Source organism: Niastella populi (assembly GCF_002078015.1).
GTDB lineage: Bacteria > Bacteroidota > Bacteroidia > Chitinophagales > Chitinophagaceae > Niastella > Niastella populi.
The window spans coordinates 175012-201888 of record NZ_LWBP01000243.1; the positions used below are offsets into that span (position 1 = coordinate 175012).

The following is a 26877-nucleotide window of genomic DNA, read 5'->3' on the forward strand; positions in this document are numbered from 1 at the left end:
AATTATATGGTCACTGAACAGGCTTCGCCTGCTCAAAAGTGTAGTTACAAACAATTAGTCTTCTTTCTTCTCTTTGCGTGGATTGATCAGCAACACTTCGTCAACCAGGCCATATTCTTTGGCTTCTTCAGAAGTTAACCAGTAATCGCGGTCGCAATCTTTTTCAACCTGTTTTACTGTTTTTCCGGTGTGGAATGAAATAGCGTCGTACAGGTTCTTTTTGATCTTTTTGATCTCCTGAACGGTGATCTCGATATCGCTGGCCTGGCCGCCGATAGCGCCACTTGGCTGGTGCATCATCACCCGGCTGTGTTTAAGGGCGGTACGTTTTCCTTTTGTACCGGCGCACAGCAACACGGCTGCCATCGATGCCGCCATACCAATACAAATGGTAGACACGTCGGGCGTAATGTAATTCATGGTGTCGTACATACCCAAACCTGAGTATACATTACCACCGGGTGAGTTGATATACATCTGGATGTCGCGCGTACGATCGGTGCTTTCGAGGAACAACATTTGCGCGGTTACGATATTGGCCACCTCGTCATTGATAGGATAACCAAGGAAGATAATGCGGTCCATCATCAACCGGCTATACACGTCCATGACTGCAATATTCATCGGACGTTCTTCAATAATATTGGGAGTGAGGTTCGTAACCTGGTGTTTTTGGTAACCGTACAGGGTATTGCTTGATATACCTCTGTGATGTACCGCGTATTTTTCAAATTCTTTTCCAAGATTCATAGTACTTTTCTATTATTTGAGTGGGCAATTTAAGTCTTTGTGGAATATCAAATACCGTGCAACACAAAAAAACAGTCATTTTGACCTAAGATATTCATAAACAGCGCTTTTAGGTCTGCTATACAGGCAGTCGGGCCGGCATAAAACGCCCTAATTTACCATTCTCGTCAGCCTAACTGGTATTGCTATGTAAAAACGTCGTGCCGGGACAAAGTTCAATAGGGTCTGATTTGAAACCCATAGTAGTACAAAGCTTAACCGAACAACCATTAGTATTATTTGTCATTAATAATAATTGAGCAATCAACAATTAAAAAGTCAAAACGGTTCAATACGTAATTACACCTACATACGAACAATTGTTTGTAGGTTAATTTGTTAATTGAGGGGCTTAGTCCACCCGTTTGGTAGAAAAAATTTTTGAATACCGTCTTCTTGTTTTATCTTTGACCTACAAATTGAGTAGACTTATTATGTTTCGCTCCTCCACTATAAAAATAATGTACATCTCCACTTGCAACAAATACTGTTGTTGCTGTTAATACTCAATAATAATTCGCTTGCACCTTGTTTCCCTGTTTCCGATTAATGAATGAAATGAATGTTTAATGCATATGAGCTCAACACTACAGTCAAACTTGTCAAATTTAACCCACCAATCAGATAGACTAAACATCCGTGATTTTATAAAACTGCTTACAGAACAGTTCCCTGGTAAGGTTACTTTCTCAACCAGCTTCAGTTATGAAGACCAGGTAATAGCTCATGAAATCCTGAGCAACCAACTGCCTGTAAACATTTTTACGTTGGATACGGGAAGGCTGTTTGCAGAAACCTATTCCGTTTGGAACAATACCAACGAAAAATATCACGCCAACATCACCGCTTACTATCCCGATTACCGGTTGCTGGAAGAATTCGTTACCGACAAAGGGCCCAATGCATTTTATGAGTCGTTGGAGAACCGGAAACAATGCTGCTATATACGTAAAGTAGAACCGCTGAAAAGAGCGCTGGCCGGCAACGCTATCTGGATAACCGGGTTGCGTGCCGAACATTCTCCCGATCGCCAGGACCTCAGCATAATCGAGTGGGACGAAACCAACCAGATCATCAAATATAATCCCATCCTTCACTGGACAACCGAACAGGTAAAAAAATACATCGACGATAATAACGTTCCCTATAACATTTTACACGACCGCGGGTTTGTTAGTATCGGTTGCGCACCATGTACCCGCGCTATCCGCCCCGGCGAAGATTTCAGGGCCGGCCGCTGGTGGTGGGAAGACGCGTCAAAAAAAGAATGTGGTCTGCATATACATAAATAATTATTTAACTGAATTCCTGAAAAAAAGAATATGAGTAAGTATAGTTTAGATTATCTGGATCATTTGGAATCGGAAGCTATTCATATCTTCCGTGAAGTAGCAGGGCAATTTGAAAGACCGGCTTTATTGTTCTCCGGTGGTAAAGACTCCATCACGCTGGTACAACTGGCGCTGAAGGCATTTCGCCCCGGTAAATTCCCCTTCCCGCTGGTGCATATCGATACCGGCCACAACTTCCCCGAAGCATTGAAATACCGCGATGAACTGGCTGAGAAGATTGGCGAAAAATTAATTGTACGTAACGTAGAAGATACTATAAAATCAAAAAATCTTACCGAGCCAAAAGGAAAATTTGCCAGCCGTAACGCTTTGCAAACGTTTACCCTGCTCGATACCATAGAGGAATTCGGGTTCGACGCCTGTATCGGCGGCGCCCGTCGAGATGAAGAAAAGGCAAGAGCGAAAGAACGCATCTTCTCTGTTCGGGATGAGTTCGGACAATGGGATCCCAAACTGCAACGCCCCGAACTGTGGAATACCTATAATGGCAGAATAACAAAAGGCGAGAACGTTCGCGTGTTCCCCATCAGCAACTGGACCGAACTGGACGTATGGAATTATATCCGCCGCGAAAAGATCGAACTGCCTTCCATCTACTTCTCGCACGAGCGCGAAGTGATAGATCATGAAGGACAACTGGTAGCTGTAAGTGATTTCATCAAACTCGATGCTGCCGATAAAGTGCTGAAGAAAAATGTGCGCTATCGCACCGTGGGTGATATGACCTGTACCGCAGCTGTGGAATCACATGCATCGAATATCGATGATATCATCAGCGAGATCACCGCTACCAAAACAAGTGAACGCGGTGAAACCCGTATCGATGATAAAGTGTCTGAAGCAGCGATGGAAGACAGAAAGAAAAACGGATATTTCTAATTTCTGATTTATTGATTTCGGGATGTAGAGATTTAATTGAATCCCCAAATCGCGAAATCCCAAAATCTCAAAATTTCTACGATGGATTTATTAAGATTTATAACAGCAGGAAGTGTTGACGATGGCAAAAGCACATTGATCGGGCGTTTATTATACGATAGCAAAAGTATAATGATCGATCAGTTGGAAGCGATAGAAAAACAAAGTAAAAATAAAGAGCAGGGTGAAATTGACCTTGCCTTGTTAACCGATGGGCTTCGTGCAGAACGCGAGCAGGGTATCACCATCGACGTGGCCTATAAATATTTCTCTACGCCAAAACGCAAGTTCATAATCGCTGATGCGCCCGGGCATATTCAATATACCCGTAACATGGTTACCGGTGCATCCACTGCCGACCTCGCCATTATCCTGGTCGATGCCCGTAACGGCGTTGTGGAGCAAACCCGCAGGCACTCGATCATAGCATCCTTATTGAACATTCCTCACGTGGTAGTGGCCATCAACAAAATGGACCTGGTCAACTACTCGCAGGATATTTACAACAATATCGTGATCGATTACGCCGATGTGGCAAAATCGCTGGGACTGAAAGATGTTACCTATATTCCTATCAGTGCTGTATTCGGTGATAACATTGTTGAAAAATCGCCCAAACTGGCCTGGTATGAAGGGCCTTCATTACTGCATTTGCTCGAAAGCGTGGAAGTGGATAAAGATACCAATCTTACCGACCCCCGGTTCCCTGTGCAGTACGTGATCCGTCCGCAAACTGACGATCTGCACGATTATCGCGGTTATGCCGGCAAAGTGATCAGTGGTATTTATCGTAAAGGCGATGCTGTTACGGTACTTCCTTCAGGCAGAACAAGCAAAATTCAAAAGATCGAGCATAACGGTATAGAAGTAGACGAAGTTTTTGCACCGCAAAGCGCCATCCTTCACCTCGAAGATGATATCGATATCAGCCGCGGCGATGTTATCGCAAAAAGCGATAACCTGCCTAAAACCACTCAGGAGCTGGATGTGGTATTGTGCTGGATGGATAACAAACCATTGACAACAGGCAGTAAATATTTATTACAGATCAACAGCCGGGTAGTTAAAAGCGTGATAAAGGAAATCGAATACAAGCTGGATGTAAATACCCTGCAAAAAATGGATGCCACAGCAGCCTCATTGAACGATGTAATAAAAGTGAAAATAAAAACTGCATCACCCATTCCGTACGATTCATATAACGACCTGCGGGAGAATGGCGGTGCTATTCTGATAGACGAAACAAGCCATGTAACGGTAGGCGCCTGTATGATTCAATAGCAGATCCGAAACAAGTGTTTTCAACCTGGAAAAATGAACATATGAGCAGTAAGGAATTTATACAACAGTTATTTGCACAACATAAAAAGGTGAACAGAACATTTCCCGATAAGGAACTGGCTGAGCAGTTCATTGATCAGTTGTTCAACCTGTTATTCCTTCCCAATAAAAAGCATAACCAGGTTGAAGATGTGGAAAGAGAGCTCGATCTGCTAAAGAGTCATTTGTTAAGCCTGGCCTACGATGTAGTGCAAAAAGAAGAGAAAGCGGTACATATTGCCGAAACCTTCTTTGAAGCCATTCCTTCATTGTATGCAAAACTCATGAAAGACGCGCAGGCTTTACTGGAGTTCGATCCTGCTGCGCGTTCGGTAGAAGAAGTGCTGGTAGCTTATCCCGGGTTTTATGCAACGGCAATATATCGCCTGTCGCACCAATTATGGGAGCAGGGCGTAGAAGTGTTGCCAAGGTTGTTCACAGAATATGCGCACAGCAAAACAGGTGTTGATATTCACCCCGGCGCGCGCATAGGTGAAGCGTTCTGCATCGATCACGGAACGGGAATTGTGATAGGAGAAACTACCGAAATAGGCAATCATGTAAAAATATACCAGGGCGTAACATTGGGCGCGCTGAACGTATCGAAAGATAATGTAGCGAAACGCCACCCGACAATTGAAGATAATGTGACAATTTATTCCGGCGCAACCATTTTGGGCGGAACAACGGTGATAGGCAAGGATAGTATCATTGGCGGTAATGTTTGGCTTACATACAGCGTACCCGCTTTTTCGGTGGTATATCATAAGAGCGAAGTGAAAGTGAGAGACAAGAACCCGTTTCCGGAACCATTGAACTTTGTCATATAAAAAATTAAACGTTATGATCACAGAACAACCTAACAAGACAAATAATATAACTGACAACCAAAACAACCAGCGAATGAGAGCCGGCAACATTTTAGAAACGATTGGTCAAACACCGCATGTTAAAATAAACAGGCTGTTTGGCAACGGACATGAAGTATGGATAAAACTGGAGCGTAACAACCCCGGCAATAGCATCAAAGACCGCATTGCATTATCTATGATCGAAGATGCGGAAAAGAAAGGGATCCTCAACAAGAACAGCGTGATCATAGAACCTACATCGGGTAACACCGGCATTGGTTTGGCTATGGTTGCCGCCGTAAAAGGATACAAATTGATTTTGGTTATGCCCGAATCGATGAGTGTTGAAAGAAGACAACTGATGGAATTGTATGGCGCTTCATTTGAACTCACGCCCCGTGAAAAGGGTATGAAAGGCGCTATCGAAAAAGCAAAGGAACTGGTTGCAGCAACGCCCAATTCATGGATGCCGCAACAGTTCGATAATGCAGCCAATGTAAAAGTGCACCGCGAAACTACTGCACAGGAGATCCTGGCAAGTTTTCCCGATGGTATCGATTACCTGATCACCGGTGTGGGAACCGGCGGCCACATTACCGGTGTTGCAGAAGTGCTGAAAGCAAAATTCCCTAACCTGAAAGTGTTCGCTGTTGAGCCGGAATTATCTGCCGTTATCAGTGGTGGCGCTCCCGGACCGCATCCTTTACAGGGCCTCGGTGCAGGTTTCATTCCTTCTATCCTTGATACAAAGTTGTTGGATGGCACCATACAGGTAGGTAAAGACGAATCATTCGTTTACGCACAACGCCTGGCTAAAGAAGAAGGGATTCTGGCAGGTATTTCTACCGGCGCCGCACTGGCAGCCGTTGCGAAAAAATTGGCCGAAATACCCAATGGCGCTCGCGTACTTACATTTAATTACGATACCGGCGAGCGGTATTTATCAATAGACGGTTTATATAAATAATTAGCCCGCACATGCAAACGAATCCTACATATGGTAAAGTGATACTGGCTGCTGCCGGTCCCGGCGATCCGGAACTGGTAACGGTAAAAACAGTACGCTACCTGCAGCAGGCCGAAGTGGTGCTGGCCGATCGCCTCGTAAGCGAAGTGATCCTGCAGGAATATGTGAACCGCAAGGCGGAGATCGTTTATGTAGGAAAGCAATGCAGTCGCGGTTCATCGACGCCGCAGTATACCATCAATGAACTGATGGTGCACTATGCATTGCAGGGCAAACTGGTAGTACGGTTAAAAGGCGGCGATGCATCGATGTTCTCGAACATCCTCGATGAATTGAAAGCCCTTGTACAACACAAGATACCATATGAAATTGTGCCCGGCGTAACTGCCGCACTTGGTGCCGCAGCGTATGCCGGAATGCCTTTGACGGCCAGGGGATATACCACTTCCGTTCGTTTCCTCACCAGTTATAAACTGGATGTTGTAACGGAAACCTACTGGAAGGAACTGGCCCAAACCAATGATACGCTGGTGTTTTATATGTCGTCCGAAACATTGGACCATGTGGTTGATAACCTCGTAAAGCATAACATAGGAGAGGAGAAGTTGCTGGCGGTTATTGAACAGGCTACCACGCCATTGCAAAACGTGCATGTAACCAATTTATATAAATACAATGAACGGCTTCGGGGAAGAACTTTCGTTTCGCCGTCGCTGGTCATCATAGGCAAAGTGGTGGCTTTGCATGAGCAGTTCAGGTGGATAGAGAACAGCAACAGCGCCGAACATTATTTTAAACCACTTGCAAAACTGATTACGACAACACCCGATTCTGAAAATGCGGAAAAAGTAAATAAACATGTTAGCAGAGCATAAACTGAAATTGTTACAGGATTTAGTAAAGTCTTCTACAAAAGAAGAGCTGGTTTGGATGAATGGATTCCTCGCAGGCGTGCTGATGAATTGCCACGATCAACCGGCACTGGCTTCTACCGCGGCGCCTGCAACCGCAGTAGCGCCGGTAGCCGCGCCCGCTTCCGATAAACCAGCCGTATCAAAGATCACCATCGCATATGGTACTGAAACCGGTAACTCAAAAAAGCTGGCGACCGACCTGGCTACAAAAGCAAAAAAGAGCGGTATCCAGGCTAAAGTGGTGAGCCTCGACCAATACAGGCTGAACGACCTGGCCAAAGAAGAATACTTCTTTACCATCATCAGCACCCAGGGCGAAGGCGAACCGCCTGCTACGGCCAAGAAATTTTACGACCATATTCATCAGAATGGTTTCAAACTGCCGCAAATGAAGTTCGGCGTGCTGGCGCTGGGCGATACGTCGTATCCCCTGTTCTGCAAGGCCGGCGAAGATGTTTATCAACAGCTGCATAAACTGGGCGGACAACCGGTTGCTCCGTTAACTAAATGCGATACCGATTACCAGGGCGATGCCGAAGGCTGGTTCTCGCAGGTATTGCATTCCCTCACAACAACTACCAGCAGCAATGGCACCGCATCGGTAGGCGCCGTTGTGGCCAAAAAGCCGGCCGGTAAAAAAACGTATGCAGGTACTATCATAACCAACGTAAACCTGAACGACAGAGGTTCAAGCAAAGCAACCCATCATATTGAAATAACAGCAGATGAACTGGAATACCAGCCCGGTGATTCAATCGGTATTATTCCCGAGAATTCAACTGCCGTAGTAGACGCTATCCTTGCCATCGCCGGTGTTGATGGCAGGAAATCAGTTGCTTTCCGTAACGAAACACATACTGTTGTGGAGTTGTTGAAAAAGAAACTGAACATCGCTTATTTACCCGAGCGCGTTGTAAAACAATACGCTTCCATCGTAAAACAGGATATTCCTGAAACGAAGATCAGCCTGCTCGATCTGTTGAAGATTTACCCGGTAAGCAACGCAGCGCAGTTTGAAGATGTGATTGGCATTCTTGAGCCTATCACTCCACGACTGTATTCGATCTCATCATCGCCCCAGGCGCATAGCGGAGAAGTGCATGTAACCATCGCCCGCGATAATTTCAAAGTGAATGACGAACTGAAGCAGGGCTTATGCTCAAACTACCTGGCTGAACTGGCCGTGGATAGTTCACTGGAATTTTATGTGCACAAGAACAACCAGTTTCGCTTACCCGCGCCTGAGAAAGATGTTATTATGATTGGGCCCGGTACCGGTATCGCTCCATTCAGGTCGTTTCTGGCTGAGCGCGATGCCACAGGCGCCGAAGGCCGTAACTGGCTTTTCTTTGGCGACCAGCACTTCGTTACCGACTTCCTGTATCAAACCGAACTGCAGAACTGGATGCAGACAGGCGTACTCACAAAAATGAACGTAGCCTTTTCGAGAGACCAGGCAACTAAAATATATGTTCAGCACAAAATGCTGCAGCACAGCAAAGAGTTGTACGAGTGGTTGCAAAATGGCGCTTACGTTTACATATGCGGCGCCAAGGAACCAATGAGCGTAGATGTGGAGAACACCCTGCTGCAGATCATAGAGCGTTTTGGCAGCAAATCGACTGCACAGGCTCTTGAGTATCTGAACAACCTGAAAGAAGAAGGCCGGTTCCTGAAAGACGTGTATTAATAACGAAGTGTGCCACGTTTCCAAAACGCGGCACACCTGAAACATTTAGAAAATGAGCACAAACGACAATAAGAATTTATCTTCTACTGAGAGAATAAAAATGGCCAGCGATGGCTTGCGTGGTACTTTAAAGGAAAGCCTGCACGACGAGTTGACGGGTGCTATACGTGAAGATGATCAGGCGCTGGTTAAGTTTCATGGCATGTACCAGCAGGATGACCGCGATCGCCGGGAAGAGCGCAGCGCCAAAAAACTGGAATGGTTATATTCCTATATGCTCCGTTTACGTTTACCCGGTGGCTTTATGACCGGTGAACAATACGTTGGCCTGCATAATATCGCCGGCGAGCACTCAACCGGTGTGATAAAGATCACCACGCGCCAAACCATTCAGCTGCATGGTATTCTTAAATCGCATGTAAAGCCAACTATTCAGGCTTTCAACACCATACTCATCGATTCTATTTCAGCTTGTGGCGATGTAAACCGTAATGTAGCGTGCGCTGCACACCCCAAGTTTTCGCCAATACATGAAGAAATATTCTCCTATGCGGGAAAAATAAGCAAGCTCGGCCTGCCAAAAACAAAAGCCTACTATGAAATATGGCTCGATGAAAAGCCCCTGCTTGACCCTAAGGAGAAAGAAGAAGTGGAAAAAGATCCATTGTACCAGGATCGCTATCTGCCCCGTAAGTTCAAAATAGGCATAGCTATTCCGCCAAACAACGATGTGGATGTATTTACGAACGACCTGGGCCTTATTGCCATTATAGAAAATGACAAACTGGTAGGTTTCAATATCGCAGCCGGTGGCGGCTTGGGTACTACGCATGGTAACGCGGCCACTTATCCGCGACTGGCTTCTATGCTGGGTTTTGTACGCGGCGAAGAACAAACGCTGAAAGCGGTGCTGGAAGTAATTACCATTCAGCGCGACCATGGTAACCGTAGCGATCGCAAACTGAGCCGCCTGAAATACACCATCGATAAAATGGGTGTGGAGGCGTTCAAGGCAGAACTCGAAAAACGTTGTGGTTTCAAACTGGAAGAGCCAAAGCCATATACCTTCACCAGCAGAAAGGACGATTACGGCTGGCATAAGAACCACGAAGGGAAATGGTATTATACTGTATTTATTGAAAATGGCCGTATAGCCGATGAAAAGGTTGCTTTAAAAACAGCCTTGCTTGAAGTGGCGAAAACCGGGAAGGTAAATTTCAGGTTTACCAGTAACCAGGGCTTGATCCTAAGCGATATTGCACAAAAAGATAAGAAGGCGGTAGAAAAGATCCTGAACGATTTTGGCATTATTGAGCATACCGAAAATGCAGGCGCCATGCGTAAAAGCGCCATCGCCTGCGTAGCCTTCAATACCTGTTCGCTGGCGCTGGCCGAAGCACAACGCTACCTGCCATCGCTCATCACTAAAGTTGAGCCTATCTTAGCAAAATATGGCCTGCAGAATGATGATATTTCAATGCGTATGACCGGTTGCCCGAATGGTTGCGGAAGGTCGTATGCAGCGGAGATCGGTTTTGTAGGTACTGCCTATGGCCGGTATAACTTACATTTGGGGGGCGACCGTGAGGGATTCCGTTTAAATAAAAAGTATAAAGAGAATATCGACGAGCCTGCAATTTTGAAGGAGCTGGATGAACTGTTTGAGAAATACAGCAAAAACAGAAGAGCAGGCGAAACATTCGGCGATTTCGCAGTTCGGGAGAAGTTGGTAACGTTTTAAAAATTGCTGACACGAATGTCAACAGAACAAAAGATACCGGTTAAACAAACAATTGGCGCCCCGGGCGATCAGGGCGGTAACCTTTTATTTCCTGTTTTCTTAAAGCTGGAAGAATTAAAGGTATTACTGGTAGGCGGAGGGAAGGTAGGCGCGGAAAAACTGTCGGCCCTGCTGGGAAATTCTCCTGCTGCCCCGGTTACTGTTGTCGCAATCAGCATTTCCGACGAAGTTCGTAAACTGGCAAAACATCACCCGAATGTTACTCTTCATGAACGCGCTTTTGTTGAAGCCGATCTGGAGAATAAAGACCTGGTGGTGATTGCGGTGAACGAAAAGGAGTCGAGCCTCGCCATCAGGGCGGCGGCCAAGGAAAAAAAGATCCTGGTGAACGTGGCCGATACGCCGGAGCAATGTGATTTTTACCTGAGTTCCATTGTACAGAAAGGCAATTTGAAGATCGCCATTTCTACCAATGGCAAATCGCCCACCGCCGCCAAACGTATAAAAGAAGTATTGAACAATGCCTTACCGGCCGAGCTCGACGATATGATCAATAACCTGCATGCGGTAAGGAATAAGCTGAATGGCAATTTCGACTACAAGGTAAAAAGGCTGAACGAGCTCACCCGCATCCTTGTTGAAAAGGATAACGTGGAAAGGGAACGGCGCTGGCGCAAAATTGCTACGTATTCGTTGATCGCGTTCGGTCTGATGCTTATCGGTCACTTCATATTCTCTTATTTGCCGTTTCAGCGAATTGCCGATGATACGGTAAGATGGTATCAGCAACTCGATCCAAATTTCCATTGGATGTTGCTGGGTGGTTTCCTTGCTCAGTTGGTCGATGGCGCCCTTGGTATGGGCTATGGCGTTACCAGCGCTACCATACTGCTATCGGCCGGGGTTAACCCCGTGGCCATGAGTGGTAGTATTCACACCGCTGAAATGTTTGCAAGCGGTGCATCGGGTTATAGCCACTATAAATTCGGTAACGTAAATAAAAAGCTGTTCAAAGCATTGGTGATACCAGGAGTACTGGGCGCCGTGTTAGGCGCTTACCTGTTGGCCGAGTTAACGAAACTTGGCGCATCGACAGCAGGTGATTATATCAGACCTGTTATAGCATGTTATACCATGCTGCTGGGAATTCGTATAATTTGGAATGCTTTTAAAAAGGAAAACCGGAAAAAGAAATTCAAACATTATGGCTGGCTGGCCGGTTTCGGCGGTTTCTTCGATTCATTCGGCGGCGGCGGCTGGGGCCCCATCGTAACAACGACCCTCATCACCAAAGGCAGAAGCCCACGTTTTGTGATCGGTTCTGTAAGCCTTACCGAATTCTTCGTAACGCTGGCGAGCGCCTTCACATTCTTTACGCTGCTGGGGGTACAACACTGGCAGGTAATAGTAGCCCTGGTTGTTGGCGGTTTACTGGCAGCGCCGCTGGCGGCAAAACTGGCCGGTAAATTACCCCGTAAAACCTCCCTCGTATTATTAGGAATTCTCGTTGTGATCTGGAGCGTACGAATTATCGTAAAGATCTTATAGTTTCAAGTCCCGGTAGAAAAATGCCGGGATTTAAAATATTTTATAAGTCTACTAAATAAATAGACTATATTCGCTTAAGTTTATCCCGTTAGCTTTTATTGGCGGGATTTTTAAATCCCTTTACGTCTGTTAATCGCAGCACCGATCTCCCGGTATTTTATGTGACCGGGATTTATTATAAACTAATAGTCTATTAAAATGATAGGCTTTATTTCAGGCAAAAATCACGATCAATGAAACAGATTAACCAACCGGGCTGGAAAAAGGTTTTGCAGAACCTGAACATCCCACTCTTCACACAGGTGAAAAAGGCTAAAAAACTAAAGTATGGTATCCTTTCCTCTGTAGCCGTTTTACTGTGTTCAACCTCCTTCACGCAGGCTGTAGCGCTTATCGAGATCTCCGGTACGGTTATTAACCAGGAGAAGAATGAACCGTTGCCCGATGTAAGCGTTCAGATAAAAGGGTCGGTAACGGGAACGGTAACTGACAATACGGGCAGCTTTGTAATTCGCACAAAACAAAAATTTCCCTTCACGCTGGTTTTTAGTTCGGTTGGTTATAAACCGCAGGAGTTGGAAATAAAAAGCCTGGGTTCCAGATTACAGGTGGCTATGGTTACCCAAACCGTATTGGGTAATGAGGTGGTGGTAACGGCTTCCCGTGTGCCTGAAAGTATTTTGAGATCACCGGTGGCCATTGAAAAGCTCGACATCAGGGCAATTCGCGAAACACCTGCACCCAATTTTTACGATGCGTTGGAAAATGTAAAGGGTGTGCAAATGACCACTTCCAGTTTGACATTTAAAGTGCCCAATACCCGTGGCTTCAATATCCCCAACAACTTCCGTTTTATGCAACTGGTAGATGGGGTTGATATGCAGGCGGCCACACTTGGTGTGCCCCTGGGTAATGCCATTGGCCCCACGGAACTTGATATTCAAAGTGTTGAAATAACGCCGGGCGCCGCTTCCGCTTTATATGGCATGAACGCCATAAACGGCATGGCTAACCTCTTAACGAAGAACCCGTTCAACAACCAGGGTTTGAGCGTATATCATAAAACTGGCGTTAACCATGTCGATGGCAAAGATCATGATGCGGCTATTTTAACCGAATCGGCCATTCGGTATGCCAAAGCATTCAACAACAGGTTCGCCTTTAAAGTGAACTTCGGGTATATGCAGGGGATCGACTGGCGTAGCAATACCCGGCTCGATCAAAATCCGAATAATCTCAAAAGCGCCAATCCCAATTTCCCTTCGCTGAATGGCGAAAACAATATCGCCTTCGATGGCTGGAACCGCTATGGCGATGATGCGCTGGCAGGAAGTAATACTTCTTCTATAAGCGGGTTAACGATCGATGGAAGGGCTAACCAAACCCTGCGGGTAGTACGCACCGGTTATTGGGAAACTGAACTGGTTAGTCCGAAGGTAAGCAACCTGAAATTCGATGCGGCTGTACATTACCGCCTCAATGAAAATGCAGCGTTGTCTTATTCCTACCGTATTGGTCAAGTGGATGGGGTGTTCCAGCGCGGAAATAAGATCCGCCTCGAAGATGTAAAAGTACAGAACCATCACCTCGAGTTGAAGGGAAGCAATTTCGTGGTGCGCAGTTATGTTTCGCTCGAGAACACCGGTAACTCTTATAACGTAAAACCATTGGCCGATAACCTCGATCTGGCCAGTGGCGGTTCGGGCAATGCATGGGCTAACAAATACAAAAATGCGTTGCTTGAATATGCAAATAACCATGGCGGTTTAACTGCTGATAACCTCGCGGCTGCTACACTGGAGGCCCGCCGCCAGGCCGATGCCAGCCGGGTAACACCAGGAACGCCGGCGTTTGATGAATTGAAAAATACCATTATAAAGATCAATAACTGGGATATCAGGTCTGCCGCCATACCCGACGCACCGGCAACCGGCGGCGCGGCCTTACGTCAGAAAAGCCGCATGTACCATACCGAGGCACAATGGGACCTGTCGAAATACGTAAAGTTCATCGACCTGCTGGCAGGTGGCGATGCCCGTATATATGAGATCATTCCCGATGGAAATAATTTCGTTGATTTCGGCCGGCCTGTCGCAGAAAGGAATCAACCTGTTGTGGTTGATGGCAAAGTGCCCGATAGCAGTGATTTTGGGGCCAATGTTTACTATAAAAAATTCGGCGGTTTTACACAGGTTACCAAAACCTTCTTCAACGACAAACTGAAATTGTTCGGCTCATTACGGTTTGATTATAATCCCGAGTTCGATCCCAAATTCACCCCCCGTTTGGCTGCGGTGTATACCGCCAACCAACGGCATAACTTCCGTGTTACCTGGCAGCAGGGATATCGTTATCCTGCATTGTTCGAAGCCTTGTCATATGTAAACAACGGCCGCGTAAAACGTGTAGGCAGTTTATCGTATATCAACGAAGGGTTGGGTTACCTCGAAAACAGTTATACCCAGGCGTCAGTAGTGAACTTCAACGCAGCAGTAGCCGCCGCCGGTAATACAGATGCAGCAGCCCTCGCCAGTCGCGAGCTGTTACTGGTAGCGAATTTGCCAAAAGCCCGTCCCGAGCAGATCACTTCATTTGAGATCGGATATAAAAGCGTATTGCTGAACAACACGCTCATTGTGGATGTGGATGCCTATACAAATAAATACGACGGCTTTCTGGGACAGGTGCAGGTGTATGTGCCTATTGGAGAAACAGTGGGTTCAGATGCGGCAGTGATCTCGATGATCGACCGTAACCGTGACGCAACTGCAGCCAGCGGCGGTAACGGCGCCAGCAAAGGGCAGGAACGCTACCGCGTTTATACCAATGCAAAGAACACTTATTATAATTACGGTTCGGCATTGGGTGTTACCTGGAATTTTTATAAGAAATACACCGTTGCCGGTAACGTGAATTTCAATAAAATGAAAGCCAACAAAACCGACGACATTTTTGTAACGGGTTTCAATACGCCGCAATGGTCAACCAACTTATCGTTCGGCAACCGCGAAGTGGTGAAGCACGTCGGGTTCAACATTGTGTGGCGGTGGCAGGATGCGTTCCTGTGGGAAAGCCCTCTGGTGACCGGTACTATTGCAGCCTACAGTACGCTCGATGCACAGGTTACCTACCGTGTACCGAAAGCGAATGCAAGCGTGAAACTGGGCGGCGCCAATTTGTTGAACAACCGGTATATACAATATGCCGGCGGACCAACCATCGGCGGTTTATATTACCTCGCGTTTACGATTGATGGGTTGTTGAAATAGGCTGGCGATGAAAACAAAAAGGGTGGGTTGCCTTCTGCAGCTCACCTTTTTTGTGCCGACAGATGGTTATCCTTCCCAGCGTTGTAAACCTTCTCCGGCTGGGTATCAATTTTTCAAAGCACCATGCAGTTTTCCAATAGTGAAATAGAATTAATCTGCATGCGCATGTATCAGATGCAATAACTATGGCTCTTAAATATAAAGCTCCTATTTATATAATGAGTGAAATTTTAAAAATGCCGGCCTGTTACTGAAGCGTTAAAAATACTTCAACAGATACCCCACCACAGCCCCACCCAAAATAACGAAGGCCGAGTTTACCTTTTTTATGAATAACAACAACAGGCTAGCTACGGCAATCAATATCGTTCGCCAGTCAGTTATGGCATCTTTACCCAATGCATAACATACCGCTATAATTACAGCAACAGAGGCAATATTTACGCCGTCGAGAAAAGCGGCAAGAGCCGTTGAATTACGCATTTTCTTTACCAGCGGGTTCAGCAGTGCAACAAATAAAAAAGCAGGAAGAAAAATAGCAATGGTTGAAACAGTGGCGCCGGTAAGCCCATTGATCTGGTAACCAATAAAGGTAACCGATGAAAATACCGGTCCGGGTGTGAATTGCCCCACCGCAATGGCATCTGTAAGTTGCTGGTGGGTGAGCATTCCCCTCGTCACCAGTTCGCTTTCTGCATAAGCAAACAGAACATACCCGCTGCCATACAGGATGGCGCCTATCTTTAAAAAAATAAAGAATAATTTCCAGTTTACTGCGGATGTAAACAGCAAAGCAGACCCGGGCACCTGAAGCAGGAACGGAAAAATTCCTTTTGTGCTGTGTTTCCCGGCGGTCAATAGCATTGCCACCAGGCCTGCACCGAAAATGACAAAGATCTCATCGATGTTCATCAATGATAACACCAGCGCCGTAACTCCTATGATGCCCAGTTGTATGGTTTTTAACGATTGTTTCGCCAATGGAAAGATAGCGCTGAGTATAACCGCAATGATAGCGGGTTTTATTCCATAAATAAATGGCTGCACGTGGGGCAATTGTCCATACTGTTTATACAACCACGCAAACATACCGGTAATGATAACGGCAGGCAGTATAAAACAGGCGCCGGCCATCACTAAACCTTTTCCCCCGGCTCTTTCGCGCCCGATATGCATGGCCATTTCCGTACTGTTGGGCCCGGGGATAAGATTGGTAGCGCCTACCAGGTCTAAAAAATATTGCGATGTCATCCATTGCCGCTTCGTTACCACTTCTTCCCGCATTAGCGCAACATGTGCTGCCGGTCCGCCAAACCCGATAATGCCCAGCTTCAGAAATAGTTTTGCTATTTCAGCCAGGCCCGGCCGCTTGTTGATGGCCGGGGTTGTACCGGTAGTATTATTCCTTTCAGTCACTTGCATGGATGTTAAGTCTTATTGCAAAATAACAATAAGATCAGCATTAAATGCAGCAGACTGGTATTAAGACGTTTCTATTTTCAAATCCTGCATTATGTATGTTATTTTCGAGTGTTGGCCGCTGCTGTATTGGCGATCCGCTTTGAACGGTTCAGCGCCAGCCAACCGAAGCATGAGCCGGTGAGCCCTATAGCCATGGCCACGATAGCGCCCAGTTTTCCGGAACCGGTGCCAAAACCGCCGTTTGAAAGAATTAACTGAAGCGCGCCTGCCAACACACCGAGCAAACCCATCACCAGGGCGAATATTGCTTTGGGACGCGAACTTACAGGGTGCGAAGAACGGATCAGTGCCTGCCGCCCAATGATAACGCTGGTTAGGCTTATGAGGCCGGTTACAATCGATGTCAGTCGCCCGATGGTAATAATTTGCAGGAGCAAACCGATAAAAAGCAAACTGTGCATATTCATTTTTGTTTTTTAGATTGTGAAAAATTGAAATGGTTCTCAAAACTAGCCGCGATGAGCGTTGCTTTTACGGCAAAAAGACAACAGCTGAAAATGTTGCGATAATGGCGGAACATCTGGCGGTTTTAATTCCATGGAAGCCGGCACCGGGGCTTGCAGGTATTGACAAGCAGAATTATGTCTCGCGAATTACCCTTTTTATAGCTCAAATTAGCTGCGTGGTATCTTCAGTAAATTTTATTTAACTATATTTCTTTTCATTGCAGAAAGCAAAGCAGGTTCAATGATGCGGATCGTAAAATACCGGTACTTTAGTTTCCTGGTGCATGCAGTGCTCTGGAGCATCGTGCTTTTTTTCCCTTATTTTATTTCCAGTGCCGATGATCGTTATAAGATCGGCCCGCTCCCCGGCGGGTATTTTACCTTATCGCAAATTGTTCATCTGGTCATTTTTTATGGCAACAGTTTTTTGTTGTATCCAAAACTGCTGAACCGGGCCTACTGGTGGTTGTATATCATTGCCGTTATTTTGCTTATTGCTTTATCTGTTGGCGTAAAGTTGTATATACTTTCCATATGGTTCCCGAACGATATGGCCGATGCAAGAACCCATGTACTCTTTCCTTCAGTGATAGTTTTTATTGTAAGTGTTTTCTACAGTATAACGGTTGAGAAGGTGCGCGCTGAAAAACGGCAAAAAGAAAACGAAGCGGTGAAACTATCAATGGAGCTGCAATTGTTGCGCTCGCAGATCAGTCCGCATTTCCTGTTCAATATTTTAACCAGCCTGGTTTCGCTTGCCAGAAAAAGATCGGGCGATCTTGAGGCATCGCTCCTGATGTTGTCGGGTTTAATGCGTTATATGTTGTATGAAGCCGGTAAAAGAATTTCGCTGCAGGCGGAGGTTGAATATCTTGAAAGTTATGTATCTCTGCAGCAAATGAGGTTTGGCCGGGAAGTGAAGATTGTTTTCAATATAGCCATATCACAGGAAGATACGAGTTATAATATTGAGCCCATGTTGCTGATCCCTTTTATTGAGAATGCATTCAAGCATGGTACAGGTTATGCCCATGAGCCTTTTATCGATATTGACCTAAGTGTAAAAAACGGCATCCTGGTTTTTCATGTAATGAATAAATATGAGGAAGGAACGGCGGCAGGCAAAGATGAAACTTCTGGCATAGGGTTGAATAATGTACGCTCGCGGTTGACGCTGCTTTATCCGCAGCGACATGAGTTGGTAATTCAAACGGGTAACAACCTGTTCAATGTAAATTTAACACTGCAACTATTATGACGATGCGTTGTATAATTGTCGATGACGAACCCCTGGTTCGGGAATTACTTGAAGATAATATCAGGCAGGTGCCGTTTCTTGAATTGGTAAGTTCGTGTAAAAGCGCCACGGAAGCCCTGGCGATCTTGCAAAACGAACAGGTGGATCTTGTTTTTCTTGATATTCAAATGCCCCGCTTGAGCGGCTTGCAGTTGTTGCAATCATTAACTCATCCGCCGGTTGTTATCATCATATCGGCCTATGAAAAATATGCGGTGGAAGGGTTTAACCTGCAGGTGGCGGATTATATTTTAAAACCATTCAGTTTCGACCGTTTCCTGAAAGCGTGTAACCGCGCTGCGGAATTGTTCCGCTTAAAGAAACCGGCAATGCCGGAGGAAACTGCAAAGAACTATGATTTCTTTGTAAACGTTGAATACTCGCATGTAAAGATCATAGCTGCAGATATCCTTTATATAGAAAGTGACAGGGATTACATAAAGATCTATCTTTCTTCGGCTGCCAAACCCGTTATTACCCGCATGTCGTTAAAGAGTATTGAAGCAAAATTGCCGGAGGGCGCTTTTATCCGTACACACAAATCCTTTCTGGTAGCAGTTTCAAAGATCACCACCATCAAACGCGACACGGTATGCATCGGTTCAACAGAAATACCGGTAAGCGAAACCTTCAGGGAAAATATTAACCGGGTGCTAAAGTACTAAGGCAATTACTGTTTAACCCGCGGGGTATCATTGGGAAGTTTTATAGAATCTGTCTTAACTGGTACATTGTTGTTTTTTGCAGGCAGTTGGTTCGTCATCTTTGCCGAACCTGCCGTACCGCTGGCATTGGTGTGGTCGTCGGGATTGAATGTTACCGGCATGGGGCCTTTACAGTTGGCCATACACAGCAAAACAAGTGCGAACAGATATGAAGATGTCTGTTTCATATGATTGGTATTTAGGAAGGCGCCTTACCGATCATATGAAAATTCTGTTCCAGCATAATGTACTGACCCGGAAATTTAACGAATGTATAGTGTGGAAGGATGGCAACAGATCTTAAAAAAAAGCTCCCTGTTACAGGAGCTTTTCGTTATCAGCGTTTTGTATAATTGCGTTTGTTACAATCTGATCTTAAAACCGCCATTTACGATGAAGCCTTCTACCGGCGCATAAATGTCTCTGAATACCGGGTTATCGATAGTTCCGGTATAGATAGTATCGAACCTCGATTGCCGCGTGTCGGTAAAATTTTCAAAGTTGATGTAAAGCGAGAGCTTTTCCCAAACCCTTTCAACCATAAATCCGGTTATCCAGTACGGTTTTCCGTTGCTGCCGTCATTCAGCATCTGTTTACTGAAGTAATATGCTTCCAGTCCCACTTTCCATTTTTCATCTTTTTCATACATCAGTACATTGTTCAGGCGGTGGCGGGCAGTTAACGGCAACCATTTTTTATTATCGAAATGCGTATTGGCATCGGTAAAGGTATAACCAATAAACAATTTGAAATCGCCATATAACAGGCGCAAATTGGTTTCCATGCCCTTTGTATCGAAGTGACCGGCTGCGTTTATAAACTGTGCAGTGCCCGATGGGGTAACCGCCAACACCAGCGGATGGTTCAACCGCGTATAAAAGAAGAGGTGATTCAGGCTAACGCCAACATCGCCAATATGGGTGCGGTAGTTGATATCCCAGTTGCCGCCGATAGAACGTTCATTCTTCGATTGATCGATGTCGATCGGCAACAGGTTCCTGAAATACATCCGTTCTGCATCTTCTGTAAAAATGGTTGGCGTTTTGTAGCCATAACCGCCGCCAATACGGGTGGTAAGGTTGGGCAACAGTTTGATCATTGCTGAAGCCCTTGGCAGCAGTTCGAAACCATAGTCATTTACATAGTCGCCCCGTAAGCCGGTTTCCAGAACAAAGTTTTTTGTAACCGTCCAGGCGTTTTGTACAAATACGCCAAAGGTATTGTAGTGATAATCACGCGAGGGGGCTGAGTTATGCTCAACTTCATTCAGGTCATCGGTCAATACATTGGCGCCAACAACCCAGTCGGCTTTTTCTCCTTTTCTATTCCATGTAAGTTCTGAAAAAGAAGATTGTTGCAACGCATCGAACGTATAACCGGGAATGGTGATCACCCGGTCGAAACGGCTGTAGCTGTTCTTTAACTGGAGGGTAGTGGTTGCGTTTATTTTATGCGCAATGCCCAGCTGGGAAATGATACGATCGGTATTGTTCTTCTCATAAAAACCGCTTTCACCATGTTTGATATAATTCATACTGCCACCGGTACGGTCTTCGGTAATGTAGGTTATACCAACATTGGCGGTTGTTTTTTTGCCATACAGGAACAGGCGCGGGTTTACCGTGTAACGTTCATACTTCGGAATGGCGGTGAGGCCGATGTCGGCCGGGTCATAGGCTTTATTGCTGTTGCGCGAGGCAAAAAGGGTAAGGCCTGCTTTTCCATACCGCTCGCTGTAAAAACCGCTTAGGTCGAGACCGCCGGCGGAAGTTCCGTTGGCCAGAAAACTCAGCTCTCTGTTTTCACCCGGTGTTTTAGATACCAGGTTAACGAGGCCGGCAATGGCGCCGCCACCGTATAGTGTAGATGCGGAACCTTTGATAACTTCCACCTGTTTCAGATCGAGCGGGGCTATTTGTAAAATGGAAAGTCCGCCGGAGAAACCTGCATATAACGGGTAGCCATCCCTGAGCATTTGAGTATACCGGCCATCGAGGCCCTGAATACGAATGCCTGCGTTAAATGAAGTGGCTGAGGTTTGCTGCGTTTGAATGCCGGTGCTTTCTGTTAGCAGCATCCTGATATCTCCGGGTTTCATATTGGCTTTTTCACCCAGTTCCTCACCTGTGATCACCTCAACGCGGGTGGGTATATTGGAAATTGTTCTGCTGATACGGGTGGCCGTTACCACAACTTCCTCTTCTTCATCTTCTTCCTCTTTTTCGAGTTCAATGTCAACGGTTGCCGCTTCAGTCAAAGGAAAAGTATAGGAAACTGTTTTTTCCCCGTAGCCGATAAATGTAATAATAAAGGTTTGCTGTCCGGCTGGTATGCCGGTAATAACCACCAGGCCGGTACTATCGGCAAAAGCCGGTTTGTTTTGTTCTTTCCAGATAATGGTGGCGCCGGGCAGGGGTGTTTTATCATCACTGCTCCTGATCGTTGCTTTAAAGATATGCTGCGCCTGTGCCGCAATAGTAAGGCAGCACAGGACAATGCCTGTCAATAGGTATTTCATCTTCGTTTACTGATAAGATTAATAAAAGGTGAATCGATATGTATCAGCAAAAACGGGGAGGCTGAAAACGGGAAGGATGATAGGTAGCTAATTCCGATAAAAAGAAGGGACAATAATTTGTTTGAACAGTAGGTTCCTGTATGGTGATGCTGACCGGTGCTATGCTTTCGATGGCATGGGCACAGGCGCCGCAGGCAAAAAACGGGGAGCAATTGCCTTTATCTTCATTATCCTGCGGATGCCGGCCGTTCAATGCGCTGGTTTCATTACTACAATCATCGCCCGGGCAACAGGGAACAATGGTGCCCGTAATGTTTACGATCAGTAATAATATGACCAACAGCGTCTTCACTTTTCAAAGATAACATATCCAGGGGTTAATGAAAGACTTTGCCGGGTGTATTTGGTTGCGTGTTGACGGTTTACCAAAACAGAGGGCCTTGAAAATCAATAGAACCAGCTAAATTGTGTTTTAATAAAAACGAATAAGGCATGATAGTTCCTGTACATCCGCACGACTTTACGATCGTTTATGAGATCATTAATGACGGCGCCTCGGCATACAAAGGAGTTATTCCGGCCGATAGATGGCATGAACCGTATATGTCTGCAAAAGAATTGCAGGCGCAGGTTGAAGATGGAGTAAAATTCTGGTGTTATATGGAAGGTGAAAAAATGATTGGTGTAATGGGCGTCCAGGATAAGGGCGATGTTACCTTGATCAGGCATGCATATGTTCGTACCGAAGCAAGAAATAAAGGTATCGGCAGCAAGCTGCTGCAGCACCTCACAACTTTGGTATCAACACCCGTTTTAATTGGCACCTGGGCCGATGCAACCTGGGCCATCGGCTTTTATGAAAAGCATGGTTTCCGGCAGGTTTCGTTCAATGAAAAAGAGCAATTGCTCAGGAAATACTGGAACATTCCGCTGAGGCAGATCGATACTTCGGTTGTGCTTGCAAGCGGGGATTGGGTGGGTTAAATACACATTATTCCCCCAACCACCCTTTCAACACTTCACCGATCTTCGCCACCTCAACCATAAACCCATCGTGCCCATACATTGAATCTATTTCAACAAGCGTGCTATTGGGCAGGTGTTGTTGCATATGGCGTTGCTCTTCGAGCGGGCAAAGAATATCGCTGCTGATACCTATCAGTAACGTTCTTTGTTTTACGCTTTTCAGCATGGCCTCTGTGTCACCGCCGCGGCCGCGGGCGATGTTATGGGTGTCGAGCGCTTTGGTCAGCATCCAGTAGCTATACGCATTGAAACGTTTCACCAGTTTCTCGCCCTGGTAATTGATATAAGAGGCGGCTTTGTAGTCATCCAGCTTTTCGGTGTCGGTATCGGTTTGCTTTTGCACCATGATGCCATAGTTGCGGTAGGTGAGCATCCCAATGGCCCGGGCGGCTTTTAGACCTTTTTGTCCGGCCTCGGGCGTATTGTGTTGCCAGGTGCAATCGGCTTCTATGGCCAGTCGCTGGGTGGCATGTACAGCTATACCCCAGGCGCTTTCGGTAGGGGAGGTAGCCAGTAAGAACAGGTTTTTGATCACTGCCGCTTCCATAATGCTCCATTCAAGGGCCTGGTAACCGCCCATGCTGCCGCCCATCAACAGGTGAATGTTGTCGATACCGAGATGCCGGCGTAAGAGAATGTGGGCATTTACCATATCGCGAATGGTGAACAGCGGAAACTGGTGGGTATACGGTTTTCCCGTTTTGGGATTGATACTCAATGGTCCGGTAGTGCCGTAGCACGAACCGAGAATGTTGGCGCAAACAATAAAGTACCTTTCGGGGTTAATTACACAGCCGGTTCCCACCACCCCATGCCACCAGTCGGCGGCGTCGGAATTGGCGGTTAGGGCATGACATACCCATATGACGTTGTCTTTTTTGGCATTTAACGTTCCATAAGTATGATATGCAATGGTTAATGAAGGCAGTTGCGCCCCGTTTTCGAGATTGAAAGGTAGATTATATTCAAAACGCTTCATTGGCCCCTGGCTAATAATTAAGGGTGCAAAGTAAATGCTTGCATGAATTACATTTGCAAAAATCTTTACCATGATAAAAATTGAATTGGAAAGGGTCGAAGGTGATTTTGGATTTGAAGCGAAAGATGCCAACGGGCATACCGTACGGTTGGATACCAGCCCTGAAGGCGGCGGCACCAATTTCGGCGTTCGCCCCATGCAAATGCTCCTGATGGGCCTTGGCGGGTGCAGCGGTATCGATATCGTGAACATTCTCAAAAAACAGCGGCAGACTATAGACGGGTTCAATATGAAAATAGAAGGGGAGCGCGAAGCGGGCAAAGAGCCCTCCATCTGGAAAAACGTGACCATCGTGTTCGAGCTTACCGGCAATATCGACCCCGATAAAGCCAGAAGGGCATGCGAGCTGTCGATGGACAAATACTGCTCCGTTGCCGAAACCCTGCGCCGTGCGGGTGGAGAGCTGAAATGGGAGGTGCGGGTGAATCAATTGGCAATAGACAATAAGCAATAAGCAAGCAGAAATGCAGGCCGCAGGCTGCAAGCCCATAGCTGCAAGCAATAAGCCGAAAGCCCAAAGCTGAATGCCGCCTGAATCAGGTTGCAAACCGAACGTTTAAAGCTGAAATTATTTTCCCGGCGACGGTGCTGGTATCGACGCCTGTTGCGTCGCACACTTGTACGCCAGGATCGCTATTCAGCTGCCAGCAATTGTACGCGAGCCCTGAAGGCGGCCATTATCCAACAATCAACTATAAACAAGAAACCATAAACTACAGCATGCATCCAATAAGCAAAGCAATACGCATTCATACCGACCGTACCAACGAAATGGAGCATTCTTCACCTATGTTCCTTACCAGCAGCTTCTGCTTCGATAACTCCGAAGATATGCGGGCTGCCTTTGCCGACGAAACCGACGACAATATTTACAGCCGTTTCAGCAATCCTTCCGTTCAGGAGTTTGTCGACAGAATGGTGGCCCTCGAAGGCGCCGAAGCCGGTTATGCTACGTCATCGGGTATGAGCGCCATCTTTGCTTCGTTTATGGCATTGCTTAAAAAAGGCGATCACCTCCTTTCTTGCAACGCCATCTTTGGCAGCACCCACACGGTGATCACCAAATACCTGCCTAAATTCGGTATCGAGTATACGTACGTGCCGGCCGATAAACCTGAGGAATGGGAAAAGGCCATTAAGCCCAATACCAAAATGATCTATGTAGAAACGCCTACCAATCCCGGTCTGGAGATCGTTGACCTCGAAGCCGTTTCTACCATTGCCAAAAAACATAATCTTATTTTAAATGTCGATAACTGCTTTGCCACACCGGTGAATCAACGGCCCATTGACTTTGGGGCCGACCTGGTGGTGCATTCCGCCACCAAATGGATCGATGGTCAGGGACGTGTGCTCGGTGGCGTTATCGTTGGTAAAAAAGCGCTCATACAGGATATTTATTTATTCTGCCGCAGTACTGGTCCGGCATTATCAGCCTTCAATGCCTGGGTGTTGAGCAAAAGCCTCGAAACCCTCGATGTTCGTATGGAGCGTCATGGCAACAATGCCCTGCAACTGGCCAAAGCGCTGGAAGGCCATCCAAAGATCAAATGGCTTAAATATCCTTTTCTCGTCAGTCACCCCCAGCACCGGATTGCGCTGAAACAAATGAGGAATGGCGGCGGTATCGTTTGTTTTGAACTGGCGGGCGGGCTCCAGAGCGGTCGCAAGTTTCTCGATAACCTGAAAATGTTGTCGCTCACCGCCAATCTCGGCGATACCAAAAGCATCGCCTCGCACCCGGCAAGCACCACCCACGCCAAACTCACCGATCAGGAGCGGCTGGCTGTGAATATAACCCCCGGTTTAATACGTATTTCCGTGGGGCTCGAGCATGTTGATGATATCATCAGCGACATTCGCCAGGCGCTTGAAACCTGTTAAGAGCACAGGTATGCCACACTTCATACTGTGGCATACCTACAGTGGTACACCCTGAAGTGACGGGAATCATCAATTTGAATGCCTGTCATCATAGCATAGGCGGTAAGGGAACATTAACTTTATGACAGATTCTTTTTCATAATAAAAAGTTTTAAAAATTGAGCTGGTAAACGGGTTGGTTCTCCAACCCGTTTGTTTTTTCCCGGCACCTCCAAAAATCGTATCTTTTAGTAAAAAGGATATGAAACGGCAGGCGCTGAAAGAAGTGATTGACAAGCATCTCGGCAGTATAAAGAAGTGCTGTGACCGCATGCCCGGCTGTTTTGACCAGGATGATATCCACGACCTCCGCGTTGACTATAAAAAAACAAGGGCCTTTCTCAGATTGCTGCAGTTGGAAAAAGATTCCGGCGATCTGCAACTCCCCGATAAACTGAAAGCGGTTTATCAAACTGGTGGTAAGGTAAGGGATTTGCAATTGTTCCTGGCTCAACTACATACCCTGCCTGTAGTGAATGAAATTCCCGCCTGTATCGCCCGATGGAAAAAGCAGTTGTTTGCCTACAAAGAGCAGGCGGTTGTTGCTATTGAAGAGATGAACTTCAAAAAGATCTGGCAAGACATCATAAATGAGCTGCCCGGTGAACTGAAGGACGATACCGTAAAGAAGTTCCTTCACCGTAAAGTGGCAGCTATTCATATCATACTACTCGCCGCCGATGATGAAGATGACCTTCATTCTGTTCGTAAACAACTCAAGGATATTATTTATGTCATTCGCATTTACGAAAACGATTGGGGCATACCGTTCCCCATTAGTGACTGGAATGAAAAAGAGTTAAGCGAACTGGCTTCGCAACTCGGCGATTTCAATGATCGCTGCATTTCCATTTCGCTGTTGCAGTCTGGTTATATCGAAGAGATCGGTGAGATCGGTGAGAACGAAAGAACTAATTTGCTGGCGCTGCGTAACCAATGGCTGAAGGAAAAGAATGGGCAGGAACAACAGTTGCTGAAACTGATTAGGGAACTGAAAATGGGACATGCGTTTTGAGAGTGAAAACAGCTGAATGATGAAGACCAAAGCCTAAAGCGAATACAAGCTTCAAGCTGCAAGCTGC

At 46.3% G+C, this 26877-nt stretch carries 24 protein-coding genes; 17 read left to right on the top strand and 7 right to left on the bottom strand.

All coding sequences use genetic code 11. The features are described from left to right. Nucleotides 1-54 precede the first annotated feature (54 nt). Nucleotides 55-750: a ClpP family protease gene (locus A4R26_RS31750; RefSeq protein WP_081170760.1), complete on the bottom strand. Its 696-nt coding sequence runs from the start codon at nt 748-750 to the stop codon at nt 55-57. Nucleotides 751-1388: 638 nt separating this feature from the next. On the opposite strand from A4R26_RS31750, the gene A4R26_RS31755 reads away from it, so the two are divergent. The 10 genes from A4R26_RS31755 to A4R26_RS31800 all read left to right on the top strand — a co-directional run bounded on the left by A4R26_RS31755 (nt 1389) and on the right by A4R26_RS31800 (nt 15359). Continuing rightward, entirely contained in the window at nt 1389-2081 is a 693-nt protein-coding gene (locus tag A4R26_RS31755) for a phosphoadenylyl-sulfate reductase (RefSeq protein WP_242675072.1), read from the top strand. Between the two features lie 30 nt (nt 2082-2111). Then, on the top strand, nt 2112-3020 hold the full coding sequence (cysD, locus tag A4R26_RS31760) for a sulfate adenylyltransferase subunit CysD (RefSeq protein WP_081170762.1): 909 nt from the start codon (nt 2112-2114) through the stop codon (nt 3018-3020). Nucleotides 3021-3101: 81 nt separating this feature from the next. Further along, nucleotides 3102-4340 carry a sulfate adenylyltransferase subunit 1 gene (locus tag A4R26_RS31765; protein WP_081170764.1) on the top strand — a complete coding sequence of 413 codons (1239 nt, stop codon included), beginning with the start codon at nt 3102-3104 and terminating at the stop codon, nt 4338-4340. Between the two features lie 41 nt (nt 4341-4381). Next, nucleotides 4382-5209, top strand: coding sequence for a serine O-acetyltransferase EpsC (gene epsC, locus A4R26_RS31770; protein WP_081170766.1), 828 nt, complete (start codon nt 4382-4384; stop codon nt 5207-5209). Nucleotides 5210-5222: 13 nt separating this feature from the next. Further along, complete coding sequence (gene cysK / locus A4R26_RS31775; protein WP_207625867.1) at nt 5223-6197, top strand: cysteine synthase A; 975 nt, start codon at nt 5223-5225, stop codon at nt 6195-6197. A gap of 11 nt (nt 6198-6208) precedes the next feature. Further along, a complete protein-coding gene (gene cobA, locus A4R26_RS31780) occupies nt 6209-7072 on the top strand; it encodes a uroporphyrinogen-III C-methyltransferase (RefSeq protein WP_081170768.1) in 864 nt (287 codons plus the stop codon). Next, nucleotides 7056-8801 carry a diflavin oxidoreductase gene (locus A4R26_RS31785; RefSeq protein ID WP_081170770.1) on the top strand — a complete coding sequence of 582 codons (1746 nt, stop codon included), beginning with the start codon at nt 7056-7058 and terminating at the stop codon, nt 8799-8801. The genes cobA and A4R26_RS31785 overlap by 17 nt, the downstream gene beginning before the upstream one ends. 52 nt (nt 8802-8853) lie before the next feature. Continuing rightward, on the top strand, nt 8854-10542 hold the full coding sequence (locus A4R26_RS31790; RefSeq protein WP_081170772.1) for an NADPH-dependent assimilatory sulfite reductase hemoprotein subunit: 1689 nt from the start codon (nt 8854-8856) through the stop codon (nt 10540-10542). 15 nt (nt 10543-10557) lie between these two features. Next, the gene (locus A4R26_RS31795) at nt 10558-12090 is read left to right on the top strand and encodes a TSUP family transporter (protein ID WP_081170774.1); all 1533 of its coding nucleotides are present in this window, start codon (nt 10558-10560) and stop codon (nt 12088-12090) included. 233 nt (nt 12091-12323) lie between these two features. Beyond that, a complete protein-coding gene (locus tag A4R26_RS31800) occupies nt 12324-15359 on the top strand; it encodes a TonB-dependent receptor (protein WP_081170776.1) in 3036 nt (1011 codons plus the stop codon). A gap of 258 nt (nt 15360-15617) precedes the next feature. Here the strand turns inward: A4R26_RS31800 and chrA are convergent, their stop codons facing one another. Then, complete coding sequence (gene chrA / locus A4R26_RS31810) at nt 15618-16781, bottom strand: chromate efflux transporter (RefSeq protein WP_081170778.1); 1164 nt, start codon at nt 16779-16781, stop codon at nt 15618-15620. Between the two features lie 98 nt (nt 16782-16879). Further along, a complete protein-coding gene (locus tag A4R26_RS31815; protein WP_133054843.1) occupies nt 16880-17242 on the bottom strand; it encodes a DUF6223 family protein in 363 nt (120 codons plus the stop codon). Between the two features lie 35 nt (nt 17243-17277). Between A4R26_RS31815 and A4R26_RS31820 the strand changes: the two genes are divergently transcribed. The 3 genes from A4R26_RS31820 to A4R26_RS31830 are packed head-to-tail and all read left to right on the top strand — an operon-like array spanning nt 17278 to nt 19249. After that, the gene (locus A4R26_RS31820) at nt 17278-17490 is read left to right on the top strand and encodes a hypothetical protein (protein ID WP_081170782.1); all 213 of its coding nucleotides are present in this window, start codon (nt 17278-17280) and stop codon (nt 17488-17490) included. 38 nt (nt 17491-17528) lie between these two features. After that, nucleotides 17529-18545, top strand: coding sequence for a sensor histidine kinase (locus A4R26_RS31825; protein ID WP_081170784.1), 1017 nt, complete (start codon nt 17529-17531; stop codon nt 18543-18545). 2 nt (nt 18546-18547) lie between these two features. Then, nucleotides 18548-19249: a LytR/AlgR family response regulator transcription factor gene (locus tag A4R26_RS31830; protein ID WP_242675073.1), complete on the top strand. Its 702-nt coding sequence runs from the start codon at nt 18548-18550 to the stop codon at nt 19247-19249. 5 nt (nt 19250-19254) lie between these two features. Here A4R26_RS31830 and A4R26_RS31835 read toward each other — a convergent pair whose 3' ends face one another. The 3 genes from A4R26_RS31835 to A4R26_RS34690 form a co-directional block, all read right to left on the bottom strand. After that, nucleotides 19255-19476, bottom strand: coding sequence for a hypothetical protein (locus A4R26_RS31835; RefSeq protein ID WP_081170788.1), 222 nt, complete (start codon nt 19474-19476; stop codon nt 19255-19257). A gap of 174 nt (nt 19477-19650) precedes the next feature. Beyond that, a complete protein-coding gene (locus A4R26_RS31840) occupies nt 19651-21807 on the bottom strand; it encodes a TonB-dependent receptor (RefSeq protein WP_081170790.1) in 2157 nt (718 codons plus the stop codon). Between the two features lie 43 nt (nt 21808-21850). Continuing rightward, the gene (locus A4R26_RS34690) at nt 21851-22159 is read right to left on the bottom strand and encodes a hypothetical protein (RefSeq protein ID WP_133054844.1); all 309 of its coding nucleotides are present in this window, start codon (nt 22157-22159) and stop codon (nt 21851-21853) included. A gap of 140 nt (nt 22160-22299) precedes the next feature. Here A4R26_RS34690 and A4R26_RS31850 point away from each other — a divergent pair, with 140 nt between their 5' ends. Next, on the top strand, nt 22300-22791 hold the full coding sequence (locus A4R26_RS31850) for a GNAT family N-acetyltransferase (RefSeq protein ID WP_081170794.1): 492 nt from the start codon (nt 22300-22302) through the stop codon (nt 22789-22791). A 7-nt stretch (nt 22792-22798) separates the two neighbouring features. Here A4R26_RS31850 and metX read toward each other — a convergent pair whose 3' ends face one another. After that, nucleotides 22799-23812 carry a homoserine O-acetyltransferase MetX gene (metX, locus tag A4R26_RS31855; protein WP_081171032.1) on the bottom strand — a complete coding sequence of 338 codons (1014 nt, stop codon included), beginning with the start codon at nt 23810-23812 and terminating at the stop codon, nt 22799-22801. Nucleotides 23813-23882: 70 nt separating this feature from the next. Between metX and A4R26_RS31860 the strand changes: the two genes are divergently transcribed. The 3 genes from A4R26_RS31860 (at nt 23883) to A4R26_RS31870 (ending at nt 26810) form a co-directional block, all read left to right on the top strand. Beyond that, on the top strand, nt 23883-24326 hold the full coding sequence (locus tag A4R26_RS31860) for an OsmC family protein (protein ID WP_081170796.1): 444 nt from the start codon (nt 23883-23885) through the stop codon (nt 24324-24326). A 266-nt stretch (nt 24327-24592) separates the two neighbouring features. After that, nucleotides 24593-25756: an O-succinylhomoserine sulfhydrylase gene (locus A4R26_RS31865; RefSeq protein ID WP_081170798.1), complete on the top strand. Its 1164-nt coding sequence runs from the start codon at nt 24593-24595 to the stop codon at nt 25754-25756. A gap of 241 nt (nt 25757-25997) precedes the next feature. Then, the gene (locus tag A4R26_RS31870) at nt 25998-26810 is read left to right on the top strand and encodes a CHAD domain-containing protein (protein WP_081170800.1); all 813 of its coding nucleotides are present in this window, start codon (nt 25998-26000) and stop codon (nt 26808-26810) included. Nucleotides 26811-26877: the final 67 nt, after the last annotated feature.